This is a genomic window from Maribellus sediminis, assembly GCF_011799805.1.
Lineage (GTDB): Bacteria > Bacteroidota > Bacteroidia > Bacteroidales > Prolixibacteraceae > Draconibacterium > Draconibacterium sediminis_A.
The window spans coordinates 385,748-411,604 of sequence record NZ_WXUB01000001.1 but is presented as its reverse complement, the minus strand read 5'-3'; the positions used below and the strand labels follow the sequence as shown (position 1 = coordinate 411,604).

At 44.5% G+C, this 25,857-nt stretch carries 8 protein-coding genes; 2 read left to right on the top strand and 6 right to left on the bottom strand.

Annotation, left to right across the window (positions count from 1 at the left end; translation table 11 throughout):
- Positions 1-19: 19 nt before the first annotated feature.
- From HFD85_RS01535 to HFD85_RS01515, 5 genes are all read right to left on the bottom strand, one after another.
- Positions 20-769 carry a hypothetical protein gene (locus tag HFD85_RS01535; RefSeq protein WP_167604841.1) on the bottom strand — a complete coding sequence of 250 codons (750 nt, stop codon included), beginning with the start codon at positions 767-769 and terminating at the stop codon, positions 20-22.
- Positions 770-1,302: 533 nt separating this feature from the next.
- Positions 1,303-1,878, bottom strand: a complete 576-nt coding sequence (locus HFD85_RS01530) for a hypothetical protein (RefSeq protein ID WP_167604840.1) — start codon at positions 1,876-1,878, stop codon at positions 1,303-1,305.
- A gap of 348 nt (positions 1,879-2,226) precedes the next feature.
- Positions 2,227-19,896, bottom strand: coding sequence for a PKD-like domain-containing protein (locus HFD85_RS01525; protein ID WP_167604839.1), 17,670 nt, complete (start codon positions 19,894-19,896; stop codon positions 2,227-2,229).
- A gap of 107 nt (positions 19,897-20,003) precedes the next feature.
- Entirely contained in the window at positions 20,004-20,927 is a 924-nt protein-coding gene (locus HFD85_RS01520) for a PorP/SprF family type IX secretion system membrane protein (RefSeq protein ID WP_277345448.1), read from the bottom strand.
- 305 nt (positions 20,928-21,232) lie between these two features.
- Positions 21,233-22,408 carry a dipeptidase gene (locus HFD85_RS01515; RefSeq protein WP_206081830.1) on the bottom strand — a complete coding sequence of 392 codons (1,176 nt, stop codon included), beginning with the start codon at positions 22,406-22,408 and terminating at the stop codon, positions 21,233-21,235.
- 303 nt (positions 22,409-22,711) lie between these two features.
- On the opposite strand from HFD85_RS01515, the gene HFD85_RS01510 reads away from it, so the two are divergent.
- On the top strand, positions 22,712-23,791 hold the full coding sequence (locus tag HFD85_RS01510; RefSeq protein ID WP_167604837.1) for a DUF3810 domain-containing protein: 1,080 nt from the start codon (positions 22,712-22,714) through the stop codon (positions 23,789-23,791).
- 55 nt (positions 23,792-23,846) lie between these two features.
- On the opposite strand, the gene HFD85_RS01505 is transcribed toward HFD85_RS01510, so the two are convergent.
- Entirely contained in the window at positions 23,847-24,266 is a 420-nt protein-coding gene (locus HFD85_RS01505) for an META domain-containing protein (protein ID WP_167604836.1), read from the bottom strand.
- Positions 24,267-24,598: 332 nt separating this feature from the next.
- Between HFD85_RS01505 and HFD85_RS01500 the strand changes: the two genes are divergently transcribed.
- The gene (locus HFD85_RS01500; RefSeq protein WP_167604835.1) at positions 24,599-25,852 is read left to right on the top strand and encodes a POTRA domain-containing protein; all 1,254 of its coding nucleotides are present in this window, start codon (positions 24,599-24,601) and stop codon (positions 25,850-25,852) included.
- Positions 25,853-25,857: the final 5 nt, after the last annotated feature.

Genomic DNA, 25,857 nt, shown 5'->3' with positions numbered 1-25,857 from the left:
TTTATTCTTCCCGGAATTTCTACAGGAATACACTCAACCCCCCTCTTCCTGACGCTTCGGTCAGGGACGCTCCCCCTTTACAGGGGGGAGAAATTCGTGCTCGTGGCGAACCAGGCACGAATAAGGAATTCTCGCTTTCATCAAGTATCATTTCTGAGTTAAAATCACAGAACTTTTTCGTTTTTGTTTGTGGATCGACATTACGGTAAGGTTGTTTGTCAATCCGGTTTTTGTTAATGTTAAATCCATTGTTCTCTGAAATGCCAGGGGCAATTTCGGAGTTTACAATGGTTAATGCCGATGCTACAACAAAGGAGCAGTCTGAACGTAGTGACAGAATGCGACATTTTGTTGTTAAATCGGTATTACTTCTCTCAGTTTGTGTTGGTAAGGGTAAACGCAGATCCAATAGGGTCGGGTCAATGAGGTTGTTTATATGGTACACTATATCATAATTCGCAGAAGATACTCCCCCCTCTCCCGGATACCCGGGATCTCCTCCGTCAGCTGACGGAAGATTTGAAGAAAGTTGAGTCGGCGATGATATGAACTGTACCGCTTTTTTTGTTAGGCATGTTTCATAGGCAAATGGTTTTTGTGGATTTAAAGAATAGCTACGAGTCTCGAGCTGTGAGCCACGAGCATGAGATCCTGAATCAAGTTCAGGATGACGTGGCATTCCAGAAGCTGAAGTCAAGTTCGTTTCATTACTCTGAACTTTGAACTCTGAACTCTGAACTCCTTCGCTATGTAATCCTTTGTTCAACATTCGTTTTTCTTTTATTTTATTTCTTGTTATCGATATCGGTCTTATTCTGACTCTCCCTCTTCTCCCTCTCTACGCGTAGAGAGGGACGATTGAGACGTAGTCGAAATCAGGGTGAGTCAATAAAACTACACTCCTGCATCTGAACTATCATCTTTTTTCTTCCACTAGCGACATCATTTTCTATTTCTTGTTATGCGCTTAGCAGTTTCGAACTGCTTAGCGCTTTTGTTGTTGTTATCTCTGTCAAATTCCATCCGTCAGCCGACGGATGGATTTGAAGCCTGATACCGATTGGCAACTCAATAAGCTTTTTGTTTGCTTAGCTTACAAAAGCTTTTTCCTTGTCCATCGGCATTCTTTCGAATGGTCCGGCTTCCGGGAACGTGGTATGTTGTATCGTCAAAAAAGACGTGTTGTTGTTGTAGAGAAAAAATACCACTGTTCCCGATCGCCCCCGGGGGTTGTTAGCACCCCGTACAGAACCAACTTTACGGTCCGTCAGCTGACGGATCCGAAAAGGTTTTAGTCATTAGTCATGTTTCATAGGCACTCGATTGTTTTATTTTATTAGCTACTGTCCTTTTCCCGTTTTGCGGGGAAAATGAATTAATATTTTGAGCCACGAGCCGCGAGCTTCGGGCCACGAGCTTGTTTGTTATTTCAGTTTTACTTTTTATTTCCTGTTTCTTATTCCTTATTGGATATTGGATATTGGATATTGGAAACTGGATATTATTAGCTTCAAGCTTGTTTGCTGTTTCGGTTATATCTTTTAATCTACCACCCCTGCCATCACTCGATCCTTCACACCCCCTCCTGTCAAGGAGGGGAAAGAAATTCTTACGAACGGAAGTGTTCGTTAATCGATATTCTTCATTCCTTCTTCCTGCTCCTTTGCTACCCCCAATCCGCCAGCTGGCGGAGGAGATCGAACGCACTATCCCGGCTCCCTTTAGGGAAGAAAAGGGTGTGGGGAGGAGAGCTGTGAGCCCAGAGCTGTGAGCCCAGAGCTTGTTTACTGTTTCAGTTGTATCTATTCTTCCAATTCGAATTTCGTTCGTCAGCTTACTTCTAAAATCTTCAATCGTTAATCGATATTCATCATTCATTCTTCCTGCTCCTTTGCTACCCCCGGCCCCTGAAGGGGAGAGCCCACACACGAATACCACTTCAGAATGCTCTTTAATCCGTCCTGTCAATCTGTGAACGCTTCCTGTCACCTTATGACCCGTCCCGGGCTTACAAAATGTCAACCCTGCGACCTTGTGACCCGTCCCGGGCATACAAAATGTCAACCCTGCGGGTAGAGTACCCCGCCCTGCCGGGCAGGACGATCTGCCAAACCGTTGTGGTGCCTCGCTATGCAGCAGGGCTGCTCCCCGCTTAGCCGGGCCAGTGCCATCCGGGGCTGTCGCCCGGAACATCATTGTAAATTTTATGTCGGAATCTCGTTTCATCTAGTAAAAATTCAGTTTTTCAATTTTAGGTCGTGGTGTTACAATAATCCTTCTCCGTCCTACCAGCGAGGTATTACCTGCACAGTCGGTAACAAAATAGTTGATCCAGTGCTCTACATCTCCCATATAGGTGCCGTCGCCCGGGAAGCGTAGTTCCGTTCCGGTATAGGCTCCTGAACTATTATATATGTTCCAGTCCGACAATTGCCCATGCCCCCAGTAAGCACTGTCCTGAGCAGGCACGTTGGTTCCGTCCTGGTAGGTATATGCTGAGAAATCGATCACCCAGGTGATACTATCGACACAACTTAATTCGCAGTTATCGTCGTATTCATCCAGTATAGTTAAATCGAGCGTGGTATCGCCCTGTTCGAATACAATATGGTCGGGCCGGTCGGGATAATACAGGTCCTGTTCCGATGAACTGTAAATGGCAAATTGAATCACTTCCATACAGTCTTCGAGCGAGTCGAGTTCGTAGAATACAGGAGGTGTGGTGTCGATCACTTCTATAAAGTGCGAACAGGTATCGGCACCGGCCAGGTTCTCTGCCGTCCAGGTTATGGTTGTAACACCAAGCTGGAACGGATATTCATTTGGCGCTGTGGGTACAATCGGGCTCAGAACGGTATCGGTAGCCGTTGTTGTATCACGTCCAAAATCAAGGATAGTTCCGTTCTCATCGGTCACGGTCCAGGTCCACCAAATAGGTTGTGCTCCTTTTATCAATGTGGCTACCCCCGGATCAAACCAGTATTCACACTGATCATCGGCATAGAAGGTATCACTTGGCGGACATTCAATTTCCGGTGCTGCCTCCACGGTTACTGTGAAGGTACAGGTTGTATCATGACCATGCTGATCGGTAAAGGTATATTCGATATAAGTTACTCCTATGTTGAAAGTATCAGGTCCGGTAAGAATATTTATACCGTTTGAAGCGGTATCGCCATAAGTCAGTACAGGGGTAGCTTGCCACCACGCATCCCATATCAGGGTTGAATCCGGACAGTTATCGTGGAAAATCGGTGGCGCCAATTCCAAAATGGCATAGGTTTCATTATAGAGCGCAAATACGGTAGTATCCGGCGGACAGGTCAACTCCGGCATATAATCGTGTACCAGCACCGTAACCGGATAGGTGTGAACAGTTCCGTCGCGTTCCCTTACATACCAGTTAAATACGGTGGTATCTATCGGATAGAATCCGCTCGGATTCATCGAATCAATATAGATTTCCGAATCTTGCCATACCGAATCGATGGCATCACAGGTATCAAGCACAGTTACCGGCAGAAGAGTTACCCATGCACCGCAACTGTCGCGATCGGCCCATTCTTCCACAAAATTATCGGGGTAGTCAATATCCTGTCCTTCTTCCAGATCCACTTTAATAAGGACATAAAAATCGCAATAGTCTTCATTTCCGGCAGAATCTCTTAAGATATAATGAACATCAGTACGTCCCGGAGGATAAGGATAATAAGTTGCTGACGAATCAGTTCCGTATACTGTATCTCCGTTGGGCAAATAAAGTTCATACAGCAATTCCAGCGGGCTACAGTCTCCACTAATCCGCGGACTTTGAACCTGATCAGAAACCAGGTCACAATCATTGTTAGTCAAACTATCGATGGCATTAGGCGGACAGTAAGTAAAATAAGGAGTAAGTGTATCGTAAACCACGATATTTACTTCACAGGAATCAAGGTCTCCGGCATAATTTCTGATAACCCAATAGAACGTGGTTGCTCCAATCGGGTAATCGTCGCTAGGATCGAGAGCATCTCCGTAGGGCGAAGTGTGCCAGAATGTATCTATGGCATCACAGGTATCAATTATGGTAGGAGTTCCCAGATTAATTGGTGCGAAACAGTTTGCATCTGCATATTCCTTTATGGTATCCGGATTTGGACATTCAAATTCGTAACCTTCACTGATGGTATCCTTGATAAGTACATAGAAAGTACAGGAATCGGCATTGCCAAAAGTATCCTGAACGATGTACATAACATCGGTACGTCCGATTGGGAAACGGTAATTATTTACTAAACCGGAATCGGCATAGGTGCTGCTATCCGGCAAGGTTAATTCGTAGTACAATTCCAGCGGGCTACAATCACTGCTCAAAATTGGAAGGCCAATATTATCCGGAATTTTGTCACAACCTCCATTGTATACGCTGTCTTCCACATTGCCTGGGCAGGTTATTGTTGGTGCATAATCATCATTCACAACTACTGTCACCGGACAGCTTTCAATCACACCAGAAATGTTACGGATATACCAGTTAAAATTGGTGGTTCCTATCGGATACGAACCGTCGGCATCTTGCGGATCGCTGCTATATGGAGAATCGTGCCAGATGGAATCAAAGACATTACACGGATCGGATATAATGTACAAGGAATCGAGATCGAGATAAGCCTCACAACTGGCATCGGCGTCTGCCTCCCAATAATCCTGAGGACACTGGTACATGGTATCCGCAATATCAATTTGTTTCACCTCAACACTAAACGAACAGGTATCTGTTAGTCCCGCATTATCAACAGCTTCGTAATAAACGTAAGAAATTCCCACTTCAAAGGTTTCGTTGTTTACCTGCCCGCTTCCTGTGTAAGATGAGCCATCTGGTCGCACTATTGTCCAATTTAATTCCGGTATCGAACAATCGTCAACTGCCCAAACCGTATCCATGGTCAACTTATAAATAGAACAACTGTCAGGCGGAATGGTATCGGTAAAATCACCCGGACAGTATAAATCAGGAGGTATCGAATCAACGATGGTGAATGTGGCGGATGTGGTATCCGAATTTCCGCAACCGTCGGTAACGACAAATGTTACCAATCTGCTGATATTTCCCGGATCACCGGTCCAGCTTGTAGTTGCGGTATCAGCCGTCCAAACCAAATTCAGGTCGCACTGGTCGTTAGCATCTGCCCCTGCGTGGTTGGCCAGCCAGGCCAGGTAAGCCGGTTCAAGATCGGGATCGGTGGTCGAACATTGGATGCCTGAATCCTGGGCTACCGGATCGAATTCCGGGGCAGTGTTATCAACAACTATGATGGTTTGGATTTGTGTACTGTCGCTTCCGCAATCATCCACAAGTGTCCAGTAACGGTAAATGGTATCCACACAAGAGCCATCTCTTAAGGTGTCGGCATAAGTAGCTTCCAGCCCCACAGCACAATTATCGTCCTCATCGGTCACATCACCGGTAATTGAAATCGAAGCATCGTAGGTACAATCGGCATTTTTATAAATGGTGAAGTCGGCCGGAACGGTAAATGTCGGTGCATAACCGTTATCGGCAATAGCAATGGTTTGAATCTGTGTGGTATCGTTGCCGCAATCGTCAATCAGTGTCCAGTAACGGAAAATGGTATCGGCACATAAACCGATAATTGTATCGTCGATATAGGTTGCAATCTGTCCCCCAAGAAGTGCACAATTGTCTGCCAGGTTAGATGCATAGCCCGTAATCGATGGATCGGCACTGTATTCGCAGCTTTCATTTTTTGTGAGCGTAGTATCCTTCGGCACTGTGAATGTTGGCGGTGTCTGGTCGACACGTCTCAGGAATACATCAGAAACGCTACATTCATTGATTGTACCGATTGAAACGGTATCACAAACTTCTGATGTGATGTAACGAATTTGGATCGGATAACCTTCACAATTATCAGCTGTTGGCGGAATGTTATCATAGGTCCAGTCACCGTCGCCTCCAAGGAAATTATACTGAATGTCAAATCCTGCCACAGTTGGCGGAGGAGTAAGGTTAATAGGGCCGCACCCTGAATCCACATCAGGCAGCGGTGCAGCCGGGAACACCATAAAGTTGGCCGTTCCGAAGCAATCTCCTGAACTTGTGGTAAAAGTAGCTTCGAAACAACCTGCAGAGTCGGCGGTAAACAGCCCGTTATTGTCGATACTTCCACCTCCGCTTACGGTCCAGGTTCCATCGTATAAAGTCGATTGAGCGAAGGTTGCCGTATCGCCCACACAGGTATTCGATGTAAAGACTTCGGGATTGTCGTAAACTGTAATGAGCGTATCCGTTGCTGTTCCGGGACATCCCATGATATAAACCGTTAAGGTATATGTTGTAGTTGTTGGAGGTACCACAACAACCAGTTCACCTGAACCTCCGGGGATTTCCGCTACCGGTCCCCATTCGTATTCTATGTCGGGCTGAGGTGTGGGTATACTAATATTATCCAGCGCCCAAACGCTGCATGCGTTGGGACTGTTGAAGTTAAAACGGAGTTTCAGGTTGTTCATTCCAAGGTAGGGCGATAGATCAATGTCAACAGGATTTACAACATTGGGCATTCCACTCATTAAGGTATCGTTGTATTCTGCCAAAACAATGTTGTAATTAAGACCGCCATCTGTTGACAGTTCTACTGTACCTGTTGCACCGCCTGAAAATATATAGGCCTGGTCAAATGAAAGTTCGGCCGATGACATGGCAATCAGGTTAAATGTCGGTGTTTCGAGCCAGGAACTAAACTGACCACTTACAAGGGCAAATTTCTTATCCTCTGAATCAAATAATTTTCCGCCGCAGAATGTTTTTGGTCCATTGGTCTCAGCCCACCTGTCCTCCTTCTCGTTATCGTTATTCGCCGGTAAGCGAGGATTTCCCAGCACTCCATCCAGGTAACTGTTCCATCCCTTAGGGTTGGCATAGTTAAAATGACCACCCTGGATAATTCCAATTGTATCCGGCAAAATCTCTGCCGTCGCCCAAAGTGTGATCGGCTCACCGGTACATACATTACCTCCTGATACATTGATCACAGGGGTGAACGACGGAACCACCGTTATAGTGGCAACATTTGAATAGGTTTCTCCGCAGGTAGCATTTCCAACTACTGCCCGGAATTGCGTAAACTGCTGAAGATTGGTATAGGTATAGGTGTCTGATGTTCCGATAAGCGTATCCCAGCTAAAACCTGCATCAATCGACGATTCCCAGCGTAAAATGGTGCCGGTATAGTTACTCAGTGTCAAAATTCCATCGTTAACCTCACCACACTCTTTATCAGTAGCTGGGCTCAATGACCCGCCAACTGGTAACACATCTACTGTTATAACTGCGGTATCTGAAACATTCAGGCAGTTTCCTGTTGTAGAAATGATAAAGGTATAGGTACCCGCCTGGCTTGGTGTACCGGAAATGGTATAAACACTGTCATTTTGTTGAGTCAGATTCACGCCATTGGGCAAAGAACCTGAGGCAATAACGGCACCGTCGGCCGAACCTCCAATGGCATAAGTAAGCTGATCGATGGGCGATCCAATACAAATAGCCTGACTGTCGGGACCACTGGTTAATGCGATGATTGCATCCGGAGTGACGGTTATCTCTCCTGATAAGGTAGGATTTCCACAGGGCGAACCCACAGTTGCAACAGTGAACGGATAAATTCCGGCTGAAGTTGGTGTTCCGCTGATGGTAAAATATCCGTTGGATGAGTTGTAGCTGGCGTTGATACCGGATGGAACCGAATCCCATATGATTAAAGCTGAGTCGGCGTTTCCTCCTATTGAATAAGTAATGGTCGGCAGCGGATTATTAATACACAGTGGTATAGTGGCATTTCCGCCGGCCAGGCTGATAGTAGCCACATCCTCAACGATAATTTGTCCGCTTAAGGAAGTATCCGCGCAAGGACTGCCGGTTGTTGTAACGGCAAAATCGAATGTTCCTGATTCGGTTGGCGCTCCTGAAATGGTCAAGGTATCTCCGCTCATGGAAGGCGTCACTCCGGCAGGAAGGAAGCCTGAAAGCGTATAACCGGTTGCTGAACCGCCAATAATATATTTGATAGCTGAAATCGTGGAATCCATACAAATTGTTAGTGAGTCGGTTCCTAAGCGTTCCATTGTTCCCGGCCCGTTGACAGTCAATGTTGCGATATCGGAGATTGTGGAATCACAGGTAAATCCTGCTGTTGAGCTGATCACCACATCGTAACGACCAGAATCAGCTGCAGTGACCCCCGCTACCATATATGCAGATAAGGTAGCACCAGGTATGTCAGCTCCGTTATGCCGCCACTGGTAATTCAGTGGCAAACCTCCAGCATCAGCTGTAACACTAAAGGTCGCATTGGTACCTTCACAGCGGATCAATGAATCGGGCTGATTGCTTATGGCAATAGGAGCATCAACGTTAATGGTCACCGTATTTGAAGTATCAGATGAGCACTCTGAAGCACCGCTTACTACCACATAATAACTGGCGTCATCAGCTAAACTTACCGAGCTAAACTGAAGTATTGATGTATCGGCGCCCGGGATAGGAACTCCGTTTTTGTGCCATTGGTAAGCCAACTGACTACCACTTGCCACAACCGTCAAGGCAGTTGAATCACCCACACATACCCCTTTGCTTTCTGGATCTGCGGTTATCACAACAGCCTTATAAATGGTGATTTTTGTGGTATCACTTAATGGTCCGCAAGGACCTGCAGGATCATCAGATCGCAGTATTAAAGTAACCGAGCCTGCATTTACTTCGGCAGTTGTTGGCGTATAAGTAGCATTCAGGTTATTTCTGCCTCCACTGAAAGTTCCATTGCCGCCAATCCATGAACCGCTGCTTCCACCTCCGCTAATAATACCGGCCAAAGCCGCCGCATCACCCTGGCAGATCGTATCGTAAGGACCGGCATCCACCACAACAAGTGGATTAATCGTAATTCGAACCGTATCGGAAACAGCTCCACACAGTCCCGGAGGATCATTACTGGTAAGCGTCAGTGTTACTGAACCGGCCGCTATTTCAGCTGCATTTGGTGTGTAAATGGCATCCAGTGCAGAAGCATCGGGATCGAATGAACCTCCTCCTCCGCTCCATGTCCCTGAAGTGGCAGCTCCCCCAACCGAACCGGCCAGCGTCACCGATCCATCTTCACAAATTGTATCCGCTAAACCGGCTTCAACCGTTGGTGCAGATTCAATAACAATTGTTCTTGTGGCACTAACGGCATCACAGGTAGCCGGAGCATTTGTGGTTAGCGACAAAATTACCGTACCGCTATAATTGCCGGCAGGTGTATAACTTACAGTATCGGGTTGTTCCGTTGCTGAGGTAAATCCTAAACTTCCTCCACCCGAAGTAATTGACCAGGTACCTGTTGTTGCTCCGCCATCAACACTTGCTCCATCAAGAGTAATGGCAGAAGGAAATTCTTCCTCACAAATCGTATCCGGACCGCCGGCGTCAACCGTAGGAGCCGGTTCTATAACTATTAACCGGATATCGGTTGCGGCCGGACATTCCCCCGTTGCATTTGTGGTTAAAGTTAAAGTATCAGTTCCATAGAAATTAGCCTGGGGAGTATAGCTTACATTACCCGGCGTAGCGGTTTGTGCAGTACTACTTAATCCGATACCCGATGAACTGGACCAGGCTGCAGTTAAAGCACTTCCTCCGACACTTGCACCGGATAATAAGAAGGCTACCGGACTTGCCGACTGACAAAGCGTATCGGGCTCACCGGCTTCAACTGTTGCCACCGGGGTGATCGTTATAAGCACATCATCAGATACAGCATCGCATGGTCCTATAGGATCATCAGTACTTAGCGTCAGAGTTACTGTACCATTAATACTATCGGTGGAACCGGGGGTATAAGTGGCAAATAAATCGGTAGCATCATCAAAATCACCGTCACCGTTGGTCGACCAGTTTCCTGAAGTTGCAGATCCTCCTACAGAACCAGACAATGTAACTACGCCATTGGCACAAATGGTATCGTTTAATCCGGCATTAACCGTTGCAACAGGATTAACGATTATGGTTCTGTTGGCACTTACCGGAGTACAATCGCCAAGAGCATTTGTTGTTAAGGTTAAGGTAACGGTTCCGTTGAAATCTGCAGCAGGAATGTAAGTTATCGCATCAGGTGTTGGTGTATACGCTGTACTACTTAGTGCACCACCACCTGATGTTATGGACCAGGCAGCAGAGTCGGCACCGCCACCAACACTTGCACCCGACAAGGTTATCGCCAGAGGTGTTGAAGACTGACAAACGGTATCCGGTCCTCCGGCATCCACCGTTGGATTGGGCAATACCGTGATCATCATTGTATCCGCTATGACATTACAACCACCTACCACCTCAATATCGGTGGTAAGCACAACATAAAGAATCCCTGTTGTAAATCCACCTGGAAAATCATAGGTGGTATTCAAATCATCCGGCTTAAAATCGCCATTATTACCTGCGACAGCTACCCATTCCCAATCTTTCTTGTTCGTACTAACAGCACCGCCAACCTGTCCGTGAAGATCCACTGAAGTAGCTCCTTCGCACAGCACCTGATCGTCACCGGCATAAACATAAGCAGCTGCCGCAACATTTACATAATGGAATGTTGTATCACTGGATCCGCAAACATTATTCGCAACTACCTTAACATATCCTGAAACTGCAACTGCCGGCACTGATACCGTAAGCAAAGTTGTTCCCTGACCCGATTGGATGATCCACCCACCTGGTACAAACCAAGTATAAGAATCTGCTCCGTTATCAGGAATGGAATAAACCGTTGGCAAAGGCGGACAAATACCACTGAGACCACTTATAGAGTCGGGTGCTGCCGGCACACTGTCTACAATTATTACCGGTATCGCATTACTCGTATCAACTCCTATCGCACATAGCGCATCAGAAGTCATTTCAACGGAAATGATATCACCATCAGCAAGAGTATTAATTTTAAATACCGAACTATCCACCGCTCCGGCGGAAGCACCATTTATAAGCCAATTATAGCCTGGAGAAGCACCTCCGTTAACAGGAGTTGCAGTAAATGTTATTTCATCTCCATCACAAACTTCTGTGGCATCAGCAACAATACTTACACTTGCATCAATTGATGGATTCACCGTAACGGTATAAAAAGCGGTAGCTTTAGCTATTCCACAAGTATTATCACTTGTAACGGTCATCGTCAGAATAACATCATTTCCTTCGTCACCTGCGGCCGGAGTATATGTTGGTGTTAGTGTTGCAGCTCCGGAAGTAATTGTACCTGCTCCGTTTTCTGTCCATAAAATGGTTCCGTTTGCAGCTGTTGCTCCACTAACGGTAGCAGTTTCATTGACACAAATCGTAGTATCGCCTCCGGCACTTGCTGTGGGTAGTGAATCAATATGTATTGTATAGTAAGCTGTATCGCTGGCTGTCCCACAAACATTATTGCTGCTTACGACCAGGGTCAGGATTACATCGTTCCCGGCATCCGCTGCATCCGCTATATAAGTTGGAGTTAACGTCCCCGGATTAATCAGCGATCCTGCACCAGCATAAGTCCATGCAATGTTTCCGTTTGTGGCAGAAGCCCCGCTAACAGTTGCTGTTGCATTCGAACAGATCGTATCGTTTCCGCCTGCAATTGCTACAGGTAGCGGATCAATATTAATGGTATAGCTTGCAGTAGCAGTATCTGTTCCACAGGAATTTTCTCCAGCTACTGTCAGGGTCAGTGTCACTGTAGTTCCCTCGTCTGTAGCAGCTGAAGTATAAGTGGGTGTCAATGTGGTTGAATCCACCAGTGTACCGTTTCCATCATGTGTCCATAAAATAGTTCCGTTACCGGCTGTTGCTCCGCTCAAAGTAACAGCTTCTTCAACACAAATTGTAGTGTCCCCTCCTGCACTAGCTGTGGGAAGCGGATCTATAGTCATTGTAACAGTATCAGAATACGCTGGATTTCCGGCGGTACATGTTGCGTTCGACGTTAATATTACGCTTACCTGATCATTATTCAACGGAGTATAGGTATACGTACTACTGTTTGTTCCAACATTTACTCCATTCTTTCTCCATTGATAAGCCGGAGTACTGCCACCGTTTACAGGAGTAGCAGTTAAAGTAACAGGTGTTCCAACGCACACAGTATCCGCAGTTACACTTACACTTACACTTACAGTATCCAAAAGACTGACCGTCATCACTACGACATTACTCGTATCCGGCGGTCCCGGACAGGATGCTGATGGATCCGCAGTAAGCACTACTTTTACCTGGTCACCATCGTTTAAGGAATCAGTAACATAGGTCAGACTGTTCCCACCAACCGGATTATCATTTAAGAACCATTCAAAAGTTGGGTTAGTACCACCGTTGATCACCGGATCGGCTGTGAAGGTCACCGAAGTCCCTTCACAAATGTCATTCAACGATTCATATATGGTAACATCCGGGATATTCAGCGGATTCACCGTCATAATGATCTGGTTGCTTGAATTGGGTCCGGGACAGGGTGTACCACTTGTAGTGGTAACCACCAAGCGAACTGTGTCTTTGTTGCTTAGATCCGTCGGAGTATAGGTTGTTCCTGTCGAATCAGTTGAAACTCCGTTCACATACCACAGGTAGGTGGCTCCCGTACCTTCATTGGCCACTGCAGATGTAAATGTCACCGGTGTTCCTTCACAAACTGCCCCTGATGGAGATCTGGAAATAATCACCGTGGTAACCGGTCTTACTACTATGGTAGCGGTGTCAGTTAAAGGAGTAGAACAATAAGGAGTTGACTGGTAGGATACGCTTTCGAGACTGTAAATAAAAGTACCTTCCTGGTTAACGGTAGCTGCTACGGAATCCGAACTATTGCCACCAATATCGATCGTAAAATCTGCACCCCCGTTAATTTTATAGGTGGCCGTAACAGGTAAATCCACGTTGTTGGTAAATGTGACATAGGGAGCCAGCGCTCCGTAACAAGTAGAATCATCACCGCCGATCGTAACATCAGGAATAGGATTTACAATAACTTTTAGTGTGAAGTCGTTTCCTGAACAACTTCCTGAAGTAGGAGAAACGATATAAGTAACGGTATCAACATGAATGGACGGATTAAAAAGCGTATCAGTAATCGATGTTCCGCTACCGTCTCCACCTCCGGTACTTCCATATACTGTGGTAGGTGCCGACCAACTGTAAGTTGTACCTGCAGGTACCGTTCCGTTAATACCATTTACAGGCACAATAGAGAAAGCTTCATCACTACAAACGGTTGCTGACATATTGCTGACCGTAAATTGCGGATTTACAGTAATAATCACAGAAAATGGTACTCCGTCACAGTCTCCCGAAGTAGGTGTAACCGTGTAAGTCACGGTTCTTACTGTCGTATTATTGTTGATAAGTGTATCGCTAATGCTTGTTTCATTTGTTCCTGCTGATATTCCGTCGATACCTGTAACAACCGGTGCCGACCAGCTATAGGTTGTTCCGGCAGGAATAGAGCCGTTGACACCGTCTTCCGGTATCAGGTTAAAATCTCCGCCGCTGCAAATGGTATCTCTTATCGGATTAATGGCCGGTTTTGGATATACGGTAACCTGCACTTCGAATGGTGAACCGGGACACCCCCCGGCAGTAGGCGTAACGGTGTAGATTGCAGTTTGTGCTGTATCGCTCGAATTCGTTAATGTACCGCTAATTACAGAAGCCCCGCTTCCCGGAGATCCGCCCGTCATACCGTCGGGCATATCAGGTATTGTCCAGCTATAGGTAGTCCCGGCCGGAACCACTCCATCCGTACCGTGTACCGGTGTAACCGTAAACGTTTCTTCGCTACATGCAATCGTATCCAAATTAATGATAACAGGTATAGGTTTAACAGTAACTTCCAAAATAAATGAGTCTCCTGCACAAACACCTGCGGTTGGCCAAACCGTGTAGCTGACAACCTTGTTGGTATTGCTGCTATTCACCAGTGTATCTGAAATATTCGATCCACTGCCACCATTTGCGCCTGTTACCCCGGCAGGTTCAAATAACACTTCCCACTCATAGGTAGTTCCGGCCGGAACAACACCATCTGTGTTATTTAACGGAGTTACGTTAAACGATTCTTCGCTACATACACTCTTGTACATGGTGTCGATGTCCGGTTCAGGCGTTACCGTTACGGTCAGCAGGAACAACTCCCCTCTGGGGCAATCCCCGTAATAAGGCGTAACCGCATAAATTACTGATTGTGCTGAACTGGAAGAATTGGAAAGTGTACCGCTAATACTTGTTACACCATCGTCCGTACTAGCTGAAGCCCCGGAAATTCCTGCCTCTACTGTCTGAATCGCCCATTTATAGGTTGTACCTAAAGGTACGACTCCGTAAGGCCCGTCAACAGGAGTCACATTAAAGGTTCCGCTGTTGCAGATCGTTTCTGAAGTGTCGATGATCTGTGGTGTCGGATTCACCAGTATTTTAGCCGTATCGGCAACCACGTAGCATCCGTTAACAGAGGTGGTTGTAAAGATAAAATTGACAATTATCGGTTCATTGGTAAGATTTGTTATAGTGGTGGAAGGTACTGCTCCCGTACCGGAAGCATCAACACCTATTACATCATCGAGATGGTCCCTTGTCCAGGTAAAGGTTCCTCCTCCTCCGCTTGTAGTTGAAGGAGCGATGGAACCGATCGGTTCCCCAGAACATCTCATTTGTGAATCGGGAGTTAATACCAGCTCAGGAACCGGGTAAACAGTTACCCTGGCGGTTGAAGGCGTACCGGGGCAACCATCATAAATCGGTGTAATGTTGAAAATTACCGTAATTGCTGAGCCGCTCGTATTGGTCAGGGCTCCTGTGATCGTGTCTCCTACTCCTGAGGCTGCAATACCGGTAACCGAGGTATTGTTTCTCACCCAGCTATACGTAACATCCGGCGTAGCACTGGTCAATACAATGGGGATGATGGAATCGCCTGAACAAATATTTTGTGACGATGGCGTGGATATGGCAACTGCGGCAGGATTGACAACTACAGTTGCAGTTCCCGGGAACGACTCATCACAAGTACCATCCAGGTAAGCCACCTTCACAGGATCATAAACAAAAGTTCCCGCGGTTCCGGTCGGAACTGCTACCTGCACAGAATCATGGGCCGGGATAGTAAGAGCTGGCTGCGGTGAACTGCCTATGTTGTAGGATACGTTAACCGGTAAGCCGATTGGGTTAGTAAAGGTTATCAAGGGTGATGCTGAGTTCAGACAAACCGTATCGTTTCCACTGATGGATGCTCTTAAAGTTGGACGTACCGTTATGGTAAATGTCTCATCGGGTCCAACGCAACCATTGGCTGTAGGAGTAACCGTAATGGTTGCACTGATCGGATCATCCGTGTCATTGGTTGCCCTGAATTCCGGGATATTTCCTGTTCCGCCAGCCCCGAGACCGATGGAAGTATTGCTGTTCATCCATTCAAATGTTGTTCCGGGTACAGGCCCGCTAAACGCAATACCTGATACTATATAATCATCGTTACAATACGTTTTGTCGGTAATTGGATTGACTGTAGGAGTTGGGTATATTGCAATGGTGATCGTATCATCCAGTGTTGTAACACAATTGGGAGCAGTCTGATATTCTACACTTTCAAAGTGATAATTGAATACACCGGCTGAAGTAGTTGCCTGAGAAATAAATGTGGATGCGCCGGTATTCAATGCAACCGTGTTTGTAACGGTATCGTTGATGTTGTAAGTAAGCCTCACCGCATGTGCCGACGTATTTGTAATGTTGATCTGAGGCGTGGGAGAAGAATTCTGACAGACTGCAGTAGTTCCCGAGATTGTAACTGTAGGTGCGGGTCTGACGGCAATCGCAGCACTACCGGAAACGGTTCCGTCACAATTGGCATCACTAACATCGGTTAATGTGTAGGTACTGTTTGCTGAAGGAGAAACGCTAATTGTGTGTGGACTGCTGGTAATATTGTTTACTGTTACAGGAGTAGTTCCATCGGTATAAGTAATACTCCAGGGCTGGGTTCCGGTTAAAGTAATTGTAAGATCAGTTGCATCTCCTTCACAGATGGTGGTGGTGCCGCTGATGGTGGCTGTGGGTAATGGATAAATATCGGCCGTTGTTGTTGCTGTCGTTGATGATAATGTATAATTCGTAGCATCTGTACCACTTAATGTAAGCCCAGTGGCAGTTATTGTTTTTCCGCTTCCATCACCAGAGTTGTCAAAAGATACAGAACCAACTACAAGGGTAACATCATCTACTGATAAAACACCTGTTAAGGTTTGGCTACTTAATGTGACAGATGTTGTACCATCGTAGCACTTGTTTTCAGCTGTAATACTTGGAGTAACTATAATTGCTGTAATTTCCAAGTTACCACCGACAAAAGTGATGCTGTAGTTACTACTGGTCAATCCTCCCGGCGTGATCACGTAACTACCAACATCCACTGCCCCCTGGCTCGTTCCACTGTAGGTCAGTGTTCCTCCAAGAACTGTTTCATCTTCTCCCGCAATAAATCCTGAGTAACTTACTCCATTGCCTCCACTGTATGAAACTCCATCATATGTCTTAGAATCATCAGTAGCTGTTACTGTCAATGGAATTCCCGTAATTGCTGCTGTAGTAGTCGTGCTTGCATTGGTCAGATTGTAATTTCCCGCATCCGTTCCACCTATGCTTATGCCACTTACGGTAACTGTTTTTCCCGCTCCCACATCTTTCGTATCGAAGGTCGCACTCGTATAACTTATCGTCACATCGTCGCCTCCCAAAGCATCACTGCTTAAAGTAACTGTCGCTGTGGTGTTACCATCATAAACCTTGTCTGAGGCAGTTGCCGTTACTGTTAAATCTCTTTGGCCTACTGTCAGGGTACCACCGACAAAAGTGATGCTGTAGTTACTACTGGTCAATCCTCCCGGCGTGATCACGTAACTACCAACATCCACTGCCCCCTGGCTCGTTCCACTGTAGGTCAGTGTTCCTCCAAGAACTGTTTCATCTTCTCCCGCAATAAATCCTGAGTAACTTACTCCATTGCCTCCACTGTATGAAACTCCATCATATGTCTTAGAATCATCAGTAGCTGTTACTGTCAATGAAGCTGTATTAATTTCAACAGTTACCAGAGTACGGGTATCACTTACACATCCTGTAAGTGTATTCCTACTTTCAGCCCAAGCCGAATAAGTGCCGACATTTGTTCCTGATGGTGCGGTTGTTGAATTGCCGCCTGTTGAAGCATCATACCAATCAATAACTTCTGAAGCTGGAATAGCTGCGGTTGCGGTACCTGTGTGGCTATTCCCATCGTAGGTTGTAGATACATTTCCTGCCGTTGGGGCAGAAGGTGGCGTACATTCAGCAAGAGCATAGCTCGAGCCCAGTGATGTTGCACTGGAAAAGCTTACACTAGTTGAACTTGAAGAGGAGACAGTTGGATAAGTCCATGAACCATTATACGAACCCACAATGTAACTTCCACCATCTCCAAGTCCGGGAGGGAAATTAAAGGTTCCATTAACTGTATTAAAGGCTACTCCACTATTATTGACGGTCCAATAATTGTTTACACTCTGTCCTGAATTCAGAAAAGATGATCCAATATTTGAATCGTCTCCGCTAATTGAAGCAATGGTAACATTTCCTCCCGAATTCAAACTGTTAAAAGTAAGGCTCAAAGGAGTATAATTGCTGCTATTTCCAACCGGGAACAAATAAATAGGACTACCTGAACTTGCTATGGCTCTCTGCAAGTTACCCGAAACATAACCAGAACTGTATGAGAGTGCGCCTGTGGAAGAATTAGACAAAATTAAGTCATAAGAGGTAGCATCAATGTTTCCTCCATTCATGGTTAATAAATGGCTTATGGCAAGATCGCTTCCAGCAATTTGTAACGATGGATTGTTGTTACTATTAATTTTTAAATCGTATAACGAATAAGGTGAATTAATAATAAAAGTAGAACCTGCCGTGGTCAAAGTGCCTCCAATCTGGAATGTACCCCCGGTAATGTTTTTCGATCCACCGCTACGAATCCAAATGTCCCCAGCAGAACCGCTGTTAGGTTTCTCGAAAATAATTGTTCCTCCTGTAATTGAAAGAACAGTTGAAATACTCATGTCGAAACTTGCATAAGTTCCACTATTATGTCCATTTTTTGAAACATATATTGTCCCACCAATAATATTTGCTGTTCCTGCTGTGTTAAATAGCCTTCCAGCAACACTCAATGTACCTCCTTCCATCTGAAAGGTCCCTCCAGATGCAGTTTGTAAGCTATTACCAGTAGCCTCCCCTAACGATACATCGCCTGATATTATCTTAAAAAGCCCGTTATTTGTGATGGAGTAATCACTACCTGTAACAGAAGCTCCATCTATCTCTATTCCTGCAGATCCTGGAATATTGAATCCACTAGACATTGATAAATTAACCGTTCCGGAAATCGGACGGAATAATCCATTTGAAATAGTGAATGAATGCGTACAAGTCACACCTCCGGTAGAACCAACATTTAGTATAGTTGCTCGACTTGATCCTTTATTTACAGTAAGGTTATAAAATATAGATGTTGAGCCACCAGAAATTAGTGCAGTATTACTTCCAATAAATTCAACTGATCCCCCCCCTGCATTAAAAGAGCCATCATTTGTCCAGTCCCCATAAACAAATAGCGTGGAGTCAACGCCATAATTCAATGTTCCATTCAAACTAATGGAATTACAAAAAGCTGTTGAATCAACAGTCACTGTAATTCCAGAAGAAATAGTTACATCATCCGCAGAGGTTGGGATGGCACCGCCCCAGGTTGCAGTATCGTTCCAATTACCTGATTGTTGCGCCGTAAAGTCAGCCATGGCTGATTTTAAAAAAAGATCTGATTTATCTTCCTGAATTTCTTCCGGCTCCTCACCAGTAACCTGAATAACACGTTTCACTTCAGTAAAATTACCATTAACATCGGCAATGCTGTAAGTTCTGGTAATGGTGTAAGGGCAACGAATGTCGCTACTGGTCTGGCGCACATAGCGGAAGCTGGAATAATCAACAGCGCAGTTATCACTCACTTTTCCGCCGGTCTGTTCAAAATGATCCCAGTCGGTAAAAGCATCTTCCACTTCTTCACCACAAACAATTACAATGGGTTCAGGAGCTGTCAATACCGGAGCTTCACGGTCCACTACCCGAACCGTAAAGCGATGCATCGTTTCATTTACACCGTCACTAATCCGGTACACCACCTCGGTTTCTCCGACAACAAAATTGTCTCCTGATCTGCGACTTCCATCAACAATAAGGCTCTCCTTCGGTACACAGTTATCCGAAACGATCAGTTCGGTCCAGCTTACCTTTGCAAAGCATTCACCGGGTATATTCGAAACAGTGATATCTCCTGGTGAATAAATCAAACGAGGCACTTCATTATCACTCACCGTTACCGTAAAAGAGCAAAAAACAGGATTGTTGTAACGGGTTCGGCCACGGTAAGTGATGGTGGTAGTGCCTTCGTTGAATACGTATGAACTGAGTTGGTTAACACCAGATGTTGGTGATTGATCCTGGGTGGCACCGGTCATTTGCCAGTTTAACGAGCTAATTGAATTTTCAGGATCTAAAATCGAAAGACCTGAAGTGATGAGGGCATCGCAAGAATTCAGGTCGGTGTATGTTGAAAGATCTTCCGGACAAACCAGGTCGGTGGTATCGTTTTGAGTGACTTGTTGTTCCGGATTTTCTGAAGAAAGTAGAATAGAATGATTTGGTGATACAACACTCCCACATACGGAAAGATTGCCCATAAGCACAGCAATAACAGCCAGTATAAATACTGCTGTTTTAAAAATCTGGTTATGTGGTTGTTTAGTCACCTATTTTTTGTTAAGGCTTAGTTCTTTGTTATAAAATCACTCAATACTCTTTATTTTAATTGTTAATACTCCAATGGGTTTGTAATTCTTTTTCATAATCTGTTGTATTAGAAATATCTTGATCTCAAATAACTTCGTCCAAAAAAGTCGACATCGTAACCGATCGTAAATTCAAAAGTTCCATTCTGGTAAGGATATATTTCGTTATAGGTCACGTCCATAGCGAAACCTACCCGAATGTTGTTGCTGAACATCCAGTTACCCGTAAAACAAATTGCTGAACCGGTGCGATACATCACTCCCAACCAAAGTTTTTCGCGTATCATCAAGTTTGCTGATAAATCGGCCTGTAGCGGGGTCCCCCATGTTGCACGAACGAGAACGGTAGGCTTAAACACCAGGTAATTCAGGGGATCGACAGGCAAAACTACGCCACCATTCAAATAAACAGTCCTTACTTCGGCGCTGGTTGAATAGTTATGGAAATTCTCTTTCAGGTCGTTTTCCACAATTTTAGGGACTGAGAAGCCGGCATAGAAATACTCGTGATAAAGAAAAAATCCCACACCAAAATTGGGCAGGAACTTCAAATCTACATCTTCATCAAAGGCGTGATCGTATTTATTATCAGGATATAATTTGTATTCGGTAAGCGGATTTTTGTAGTTTACAAATCCGAATTTAACGCCCATTCGGAGGCGTGTTCTGCGTGAAACGTAAACTTCGTAGGCATAATCGCCGAGTACACTCAAACGATTTTCAAGCCCGAATTTGTCGTTCATGACATTCAGGCCCATACCAGCAGCTTCGTTCTTGAGGGGCGTGTGAAATGAAAACGATTCCGTGAGCGGGGAACGGTTAATTCCTGCCCATTGTTTTCTCACTAATGCGGTGAAACCTATTTTCTCCCAAATACCTGCATAAGCCGGATTTATCACCTGGCTATTATACATGTATGAGGTTAAAATGGGTTCTTGTTGCGCCCTACAGTTAACTGCTATTAGTAAGACTAATACTCCTAATACAGTAATCTTTTTGATGACGATACCTATTTTTTCTCGTTACAACAATGACCAAACTACGAAGAATTATCAACAAAAGCAATCATTGGAACAGGAAAAAGATATTCACAAAAAGCCTGTAAATAAAGGATTTTAAAATGATTCGATGTTAACTGTCCCAATATGGGATCTGTTGATAACCAAATGAAGCGCAATATTCCGTTTAACAATCCTTAACAATTTCTTGTACTGAACATAAAACACTGGGATTCAGACCAATTATCCAATTGAATAAATCAAGGGGGGAAGTAAATAAAATCCGCTTACAGCAGAGGCTATTCTGCCAGTTCGCTTACAGCATTAAACACCCGAAGGAAATTACCGCCCCAAACTTTGTTAATTTCTTCTTCGGTATAACCGCGTTTCAACATTTCGGCCGTGATATTCGGGAACTGACTAACGTCGGCACAATCTTCCAGTCCGCCGCCGCCGTCAAAGTCGGAGCCGATACCAACATAATCAACACCAACCAAATCAACAACATGATCGATATGATCAACACAATCAGCAACTGTTGGTAAGGCTTTCGGGTATTTTTCATCGAGGCTTCTCCACTCTTTGCGCAAGGCTGCAATCTCATCATCACTCAAATTATCGCGTTGGGTAAACTTCTCGCGAAGCTCCTTTTGTTTTTGATAACGAACAGTAGTAGTATCAGGATCTTTGATGTAATCATCGAGCAAACAGATTTGGATAACGCCATTGTGTTCAGCCAAAGTCTTTATCATATGGTCTGTCATATTCCGGTTGTGATGTGCAATGGCTCGAACACTTGAATGCGATGCGATTACCGGTGCTTTGCTCAGCTCAATAACATCGTAAAACGATTTGTCTGAAATGTGCGACACGTCGATCATCATTCCCAAACGATTCATTTCTTTAACCACCTGTTTTCCAAAGTCGCTTAGACCATCATGTTCCGGGCCTTTCTTGTCGGTTGATGAATCACAAATATCGTTGTTCGACGAATGACAAAGGGTAACATAACGCACGCCCTTGTTGTAGAACTCCTCCACCCTGCCGAGTTCCGATCCTAATGGGAATCCGTTTTCCATTCCGATAAAAATGGCTCGTTTGCCTTCTTTCTCCAAACGAATAACATCGCCCGGTTCGGTAGCAACTTCAGCCACATCGCTGTTCTGCTCACAAACTTCGTAAGTCTTTTCAATCATCTTATTGGCCATTTCGTAGGCTGCCTGGGTGTTCTCGGGAGTGCGTTCTTTTTGACCGGTAAATGCCGCAAAAAATATGGCATCCAGTCCGCCGTCCTTCATACGCGGAAAATCTACCCTACTCCCCGGCGACTCATTTCGCTCTGCAACATCAAAATCTCCATTAAGCAAGGCCATCGGCGTATCACAGTGGGTATCTACCGTTATGGCTCCTTCGTGAATTCGATTTAACTTTTCTTCCGGGGTTTCAGATGTACATTGTGTAAATACTACTCCCATTATCAACAAGATTAAAACAGCTTTGATCATTTTTCTTTTTGTAAATATTACGGAGTACAATTATAACAAATTGATCAAACATAAGATTGTTTTATTTCTATAAGTTACTATTTATTTATTCGCCCGCCTGCCGAAAAAACGAATGCAGCACGCTTAGTCCCGTTTCGCGTTCTAAAGTCGAAACTGCTGAAAGATAAAAGCTATGCATTTAGTAACTGTTCCGAACTTTTTGCAGGAATAACTGGGATATATTTCTCCATCGCCCGGGAAATTATTTTCTTTATTCGCTGTTAATAGGAAAATATGGAAATACGAAGATTGAAATACAAGTGGTTGATAGTACCAATTCTGGCAGTGTTCTGCTTTTTAGGCACCTTGCTTGCCGGTCGAAATCCGGAATGGATTGAACGTTGGTATGCTGAAGCGTTTTACCCGATATTGGCCAGCGTACTGTCAGCCATCAGCTCAATTTTTCCATTCTCACTCGACGACCTATTCTACATGGCCCTCATAGCACTGGTCCCCACCCTGATTGTACTGCTGCTACTTCGGAAAATCACCTTTCGTAATACCGGAAAACTGATCCTGAATATTCTGGGCACAAGTTACATTGCCTTTTACCTGTTCTGGGGATTTAATTATTACCGTGCTGATTTAAATACGCGTCTGGGTATTGAAGAAAGACAGCCCGATAAACAGGAACTGGTTCACGTGATTAAGTATTTGATCTACAAAACCAATTCCGGGTACTGCGATCTTTCAGAGATTGACAAAACATCCACCGACAGTCTGATAGAAGCTTCTTATAAAAAACTGGCACCGGCACTAAAAATCAAGTACCCGGCAGGTAAGCGGAAAGACAAATCGATAACCTTTAGCCGTTTGTTTGCACAATCGGGAATTAGTGGCTATTACGGACCATTCTTCAATGAAGTACATGTAAACAAAGAAATCCTGCCGGTTGAATATCCCGCGGTTCTGACCCACGAAAAAGCACACCAGTTTGGGATCACCGGCGAGTCGGAAGCCAATTTTTATGCCTGGCTGGTCTGTTCGCAAAGCGATTCTCCTGAATTACAATATTCGGGCAATCTGTTTATTTTGAGGTATTTTTTCAGCACAGCCAGAGGATTGAAAGAATATCCGCAACTGGTAAAAATGCTCGACCCAAAAGTTCAGGAAGATTTTGACAGGATTCGGGAGCACTGGCTTGAACTTCAGAAGGAGAGCTACGAAAAGGTGGCCTCAAAAGTAAACGATGTGTACCTGAAATCGAATAAAGTTGAAAAAGGTATCGACGATTATTATGGCGTGGTAAAACACGTGATGGACTTTTCGCAGGATACCGACTATCATAAAAAGTACAATTTGAAAACAGAATAAATCAGACTCTTAATCGTTACAAAAGCGCTCCAAATCAAAATTTGATCTCTAAAAACTAGTTTGAAACTTTATTCAGAACCAGCCAGCCCCAGCCCGGAACATGTAATTCCAGCTCATTCTTTTGTAACACAAAACTTTCTACCTGAGACAACATTGTTGTTGCTTTTTCTGAAAAATCACTGTCGCAACAAATTTTTGTACATCCGGCCGCAGAAATACTGATGGCATCGCCTTCACCAAATTCAAAACTGCCCACACAGCCATTCCTGTCGAGTTGCAAACTGTAGGTTCCATCGTCATTGAATTCAATAATTGGGCTATAATCGGCATCTTTAGCATATAAAACCGATTCAAGCGACATAAATTCCTTTATTTCCCATTTTCCAAGGATGCTATCATCAAGATTGTTATCCTTGTCGCGGCAGGAAGAAAGAAGCACGAGAGCAAGCAGAAATATTAGTTGTGTAATTTTCATGATTCAGCTTTTAACCAATGGATGCGGTTTCAGAAAAAAAGGTTGCTTAAACAAAAGAAATCTATACATCAAATCTGATATGTTTCATTTTTCCATAATTCGCGGCAAAGCCTGAACAAACTTTTGAGACGATAGCTTCAAATGTCATCAGCATCTCAGACCAAATGCAATTCACTGGTAAAAGTATACAAAGGTCAATTCCGGTTAACCACAAATATCGCCTTTTTATCCCACCTCAAATAAAATTCATCCCTTATAGCATCACTTTATCCCATTCCCGATAAAACACTATTCGGTTGCCACACTGTCCGCTATTTTTAAAGCAATTTCAAATGAGAAAACTGTTTCTACATATTCTGCTTTTGTTGGTTGCAGTAAACATTTTGGCACAGGAAACCAATGAATGGAAAATCGATTCGATAAAGATCACTAAGAACTGGCGAACACGGGATCATATCATTCTACGTGAGCTTCAGTTCAATCCGGGAGAGATAATCGACAATGAATGTCTCGACAGGTCGATAAGCCAGGTATGGAACATTGGAAATTTTACCGATGTCGATTACTCCATCGACTCAATTTCACCCGGCAGTTACTTGTTCCACCTCACTGCAAAAGATGCCTTTAATCTGGTTCCCTACGTTACGCTAAACGGCAACAGCGATGAAAAAAATCTGTCGTTGGGATTTTCGGATAAAAACTTTTTAGGCCGAAACATTAACCTTGCTATCATTGGAAATGTTGGCACGTACAGCAGTAATTACAGCGCACAAATAAATATCCCCCGCCAGTTACTGTATAAAAATATGACCTTATCTTTTCATATCTCAAATGGTTCGGGAAACAGCTTTAGGTACCAAAACGATCAAAAAGCATCGGCTGTAGCCTATCACTCCAGACAAATTTCAGGAAACATAGGAAATCCGTGGCATACCGACTATAAGTACACCTTTTCGCCTAATTTTGGCTGGAACCTTTTTCAACACAAAACCGATACTTCGCTTTTAAAAACCGAAGTCCCCTTTGTTGATGATTACACCATAAATTACCTTGCACTTTCAATTGGAGAATCCATTGGTTTGATTAACCGAATCAGGCACCAATTAGATGGATACTCGGTTTCGGGTACTTACGGAATTGGTATCGGGCTTGATGCGAATAGTCCTATTTATCATTCCTTTGGATTTGGGGCCTCATATTTTAAAACGCTTAACAAAGTTGTTGAATTGTCGGCCGGCTTTTCAACGGGATACAGTACATCAACCATCCCGTCGCTTCTACACTATGTGAACTCGAACGAAATAAAAGGTATTGTAAACGGACAGGAGTCGGGACAGGGGCATTACAACGCCTGGTTGAGAGGCAGTTTTACCTACCTATATTTCAACTGGTTTGCTTTGGAACATTTTATATACACCAATTGGGGAATGGCTGATGACCATTATTTCGAAATCTATAAACGGAAGCCACGAATATCATTTGGCACAGGATTCAAATTCTGGACTCCGACTGTTCCGTGGCTTACGGCAAGTATTCATTTTACTTATCTGAAAGGTAATTCCAACTGGTTTCAACTCGACATATAATCTTT

What these genes read in the sequence shown, in the direction of transcription:
- HFD85_RS01505 (WP_167604836.1), bottom strand. Translation starts at nt 24,266, where the DNA reads ATGAAAATTACACAACTAATATTTCTGCTTGCTCTCGTGCTTCTTTCT.
- HFD85_RS01510 (WP_167604837.1), top strand. Translation starts at nt 22,712, where the DNA reads ATGGAAATACGAAGATTGAAATACAAGTGGTTGATAGTACCAATTCTG.
- HFD85_RS01530 (WP_167604840.1), bottom strand. Translation starts at nt 1,878, where the DNA reads ATGAATGATGAATATCGATTAACGATTGAAGATTTTAGAAGTAAGCTG.
- HFD85_RS01500 (WP_167604835.1), top strand. Translation starts at nt 24,599, where the DNA reads ATGAGAAAACTGTTTCTACATATTCTGCTTTTGTTGGTTGCAGTAAAC.
- HFD85_RS01515 (WP_206081830.1), bottom strand. Translation starts at nt 22,408, where the DNA reads ATGGGAGTAGTATTTACACAATGTACATCTGAAACCCCGGAAGAAAAG.
- HFD85_RS01535 (WP_167604841.1), bottom strand. Translation starts at nt 769, where the DNA reads ATGTTGAACAAAGGATTACATAGCGAAGGAGTTCAGAGTTCAGAGTTC.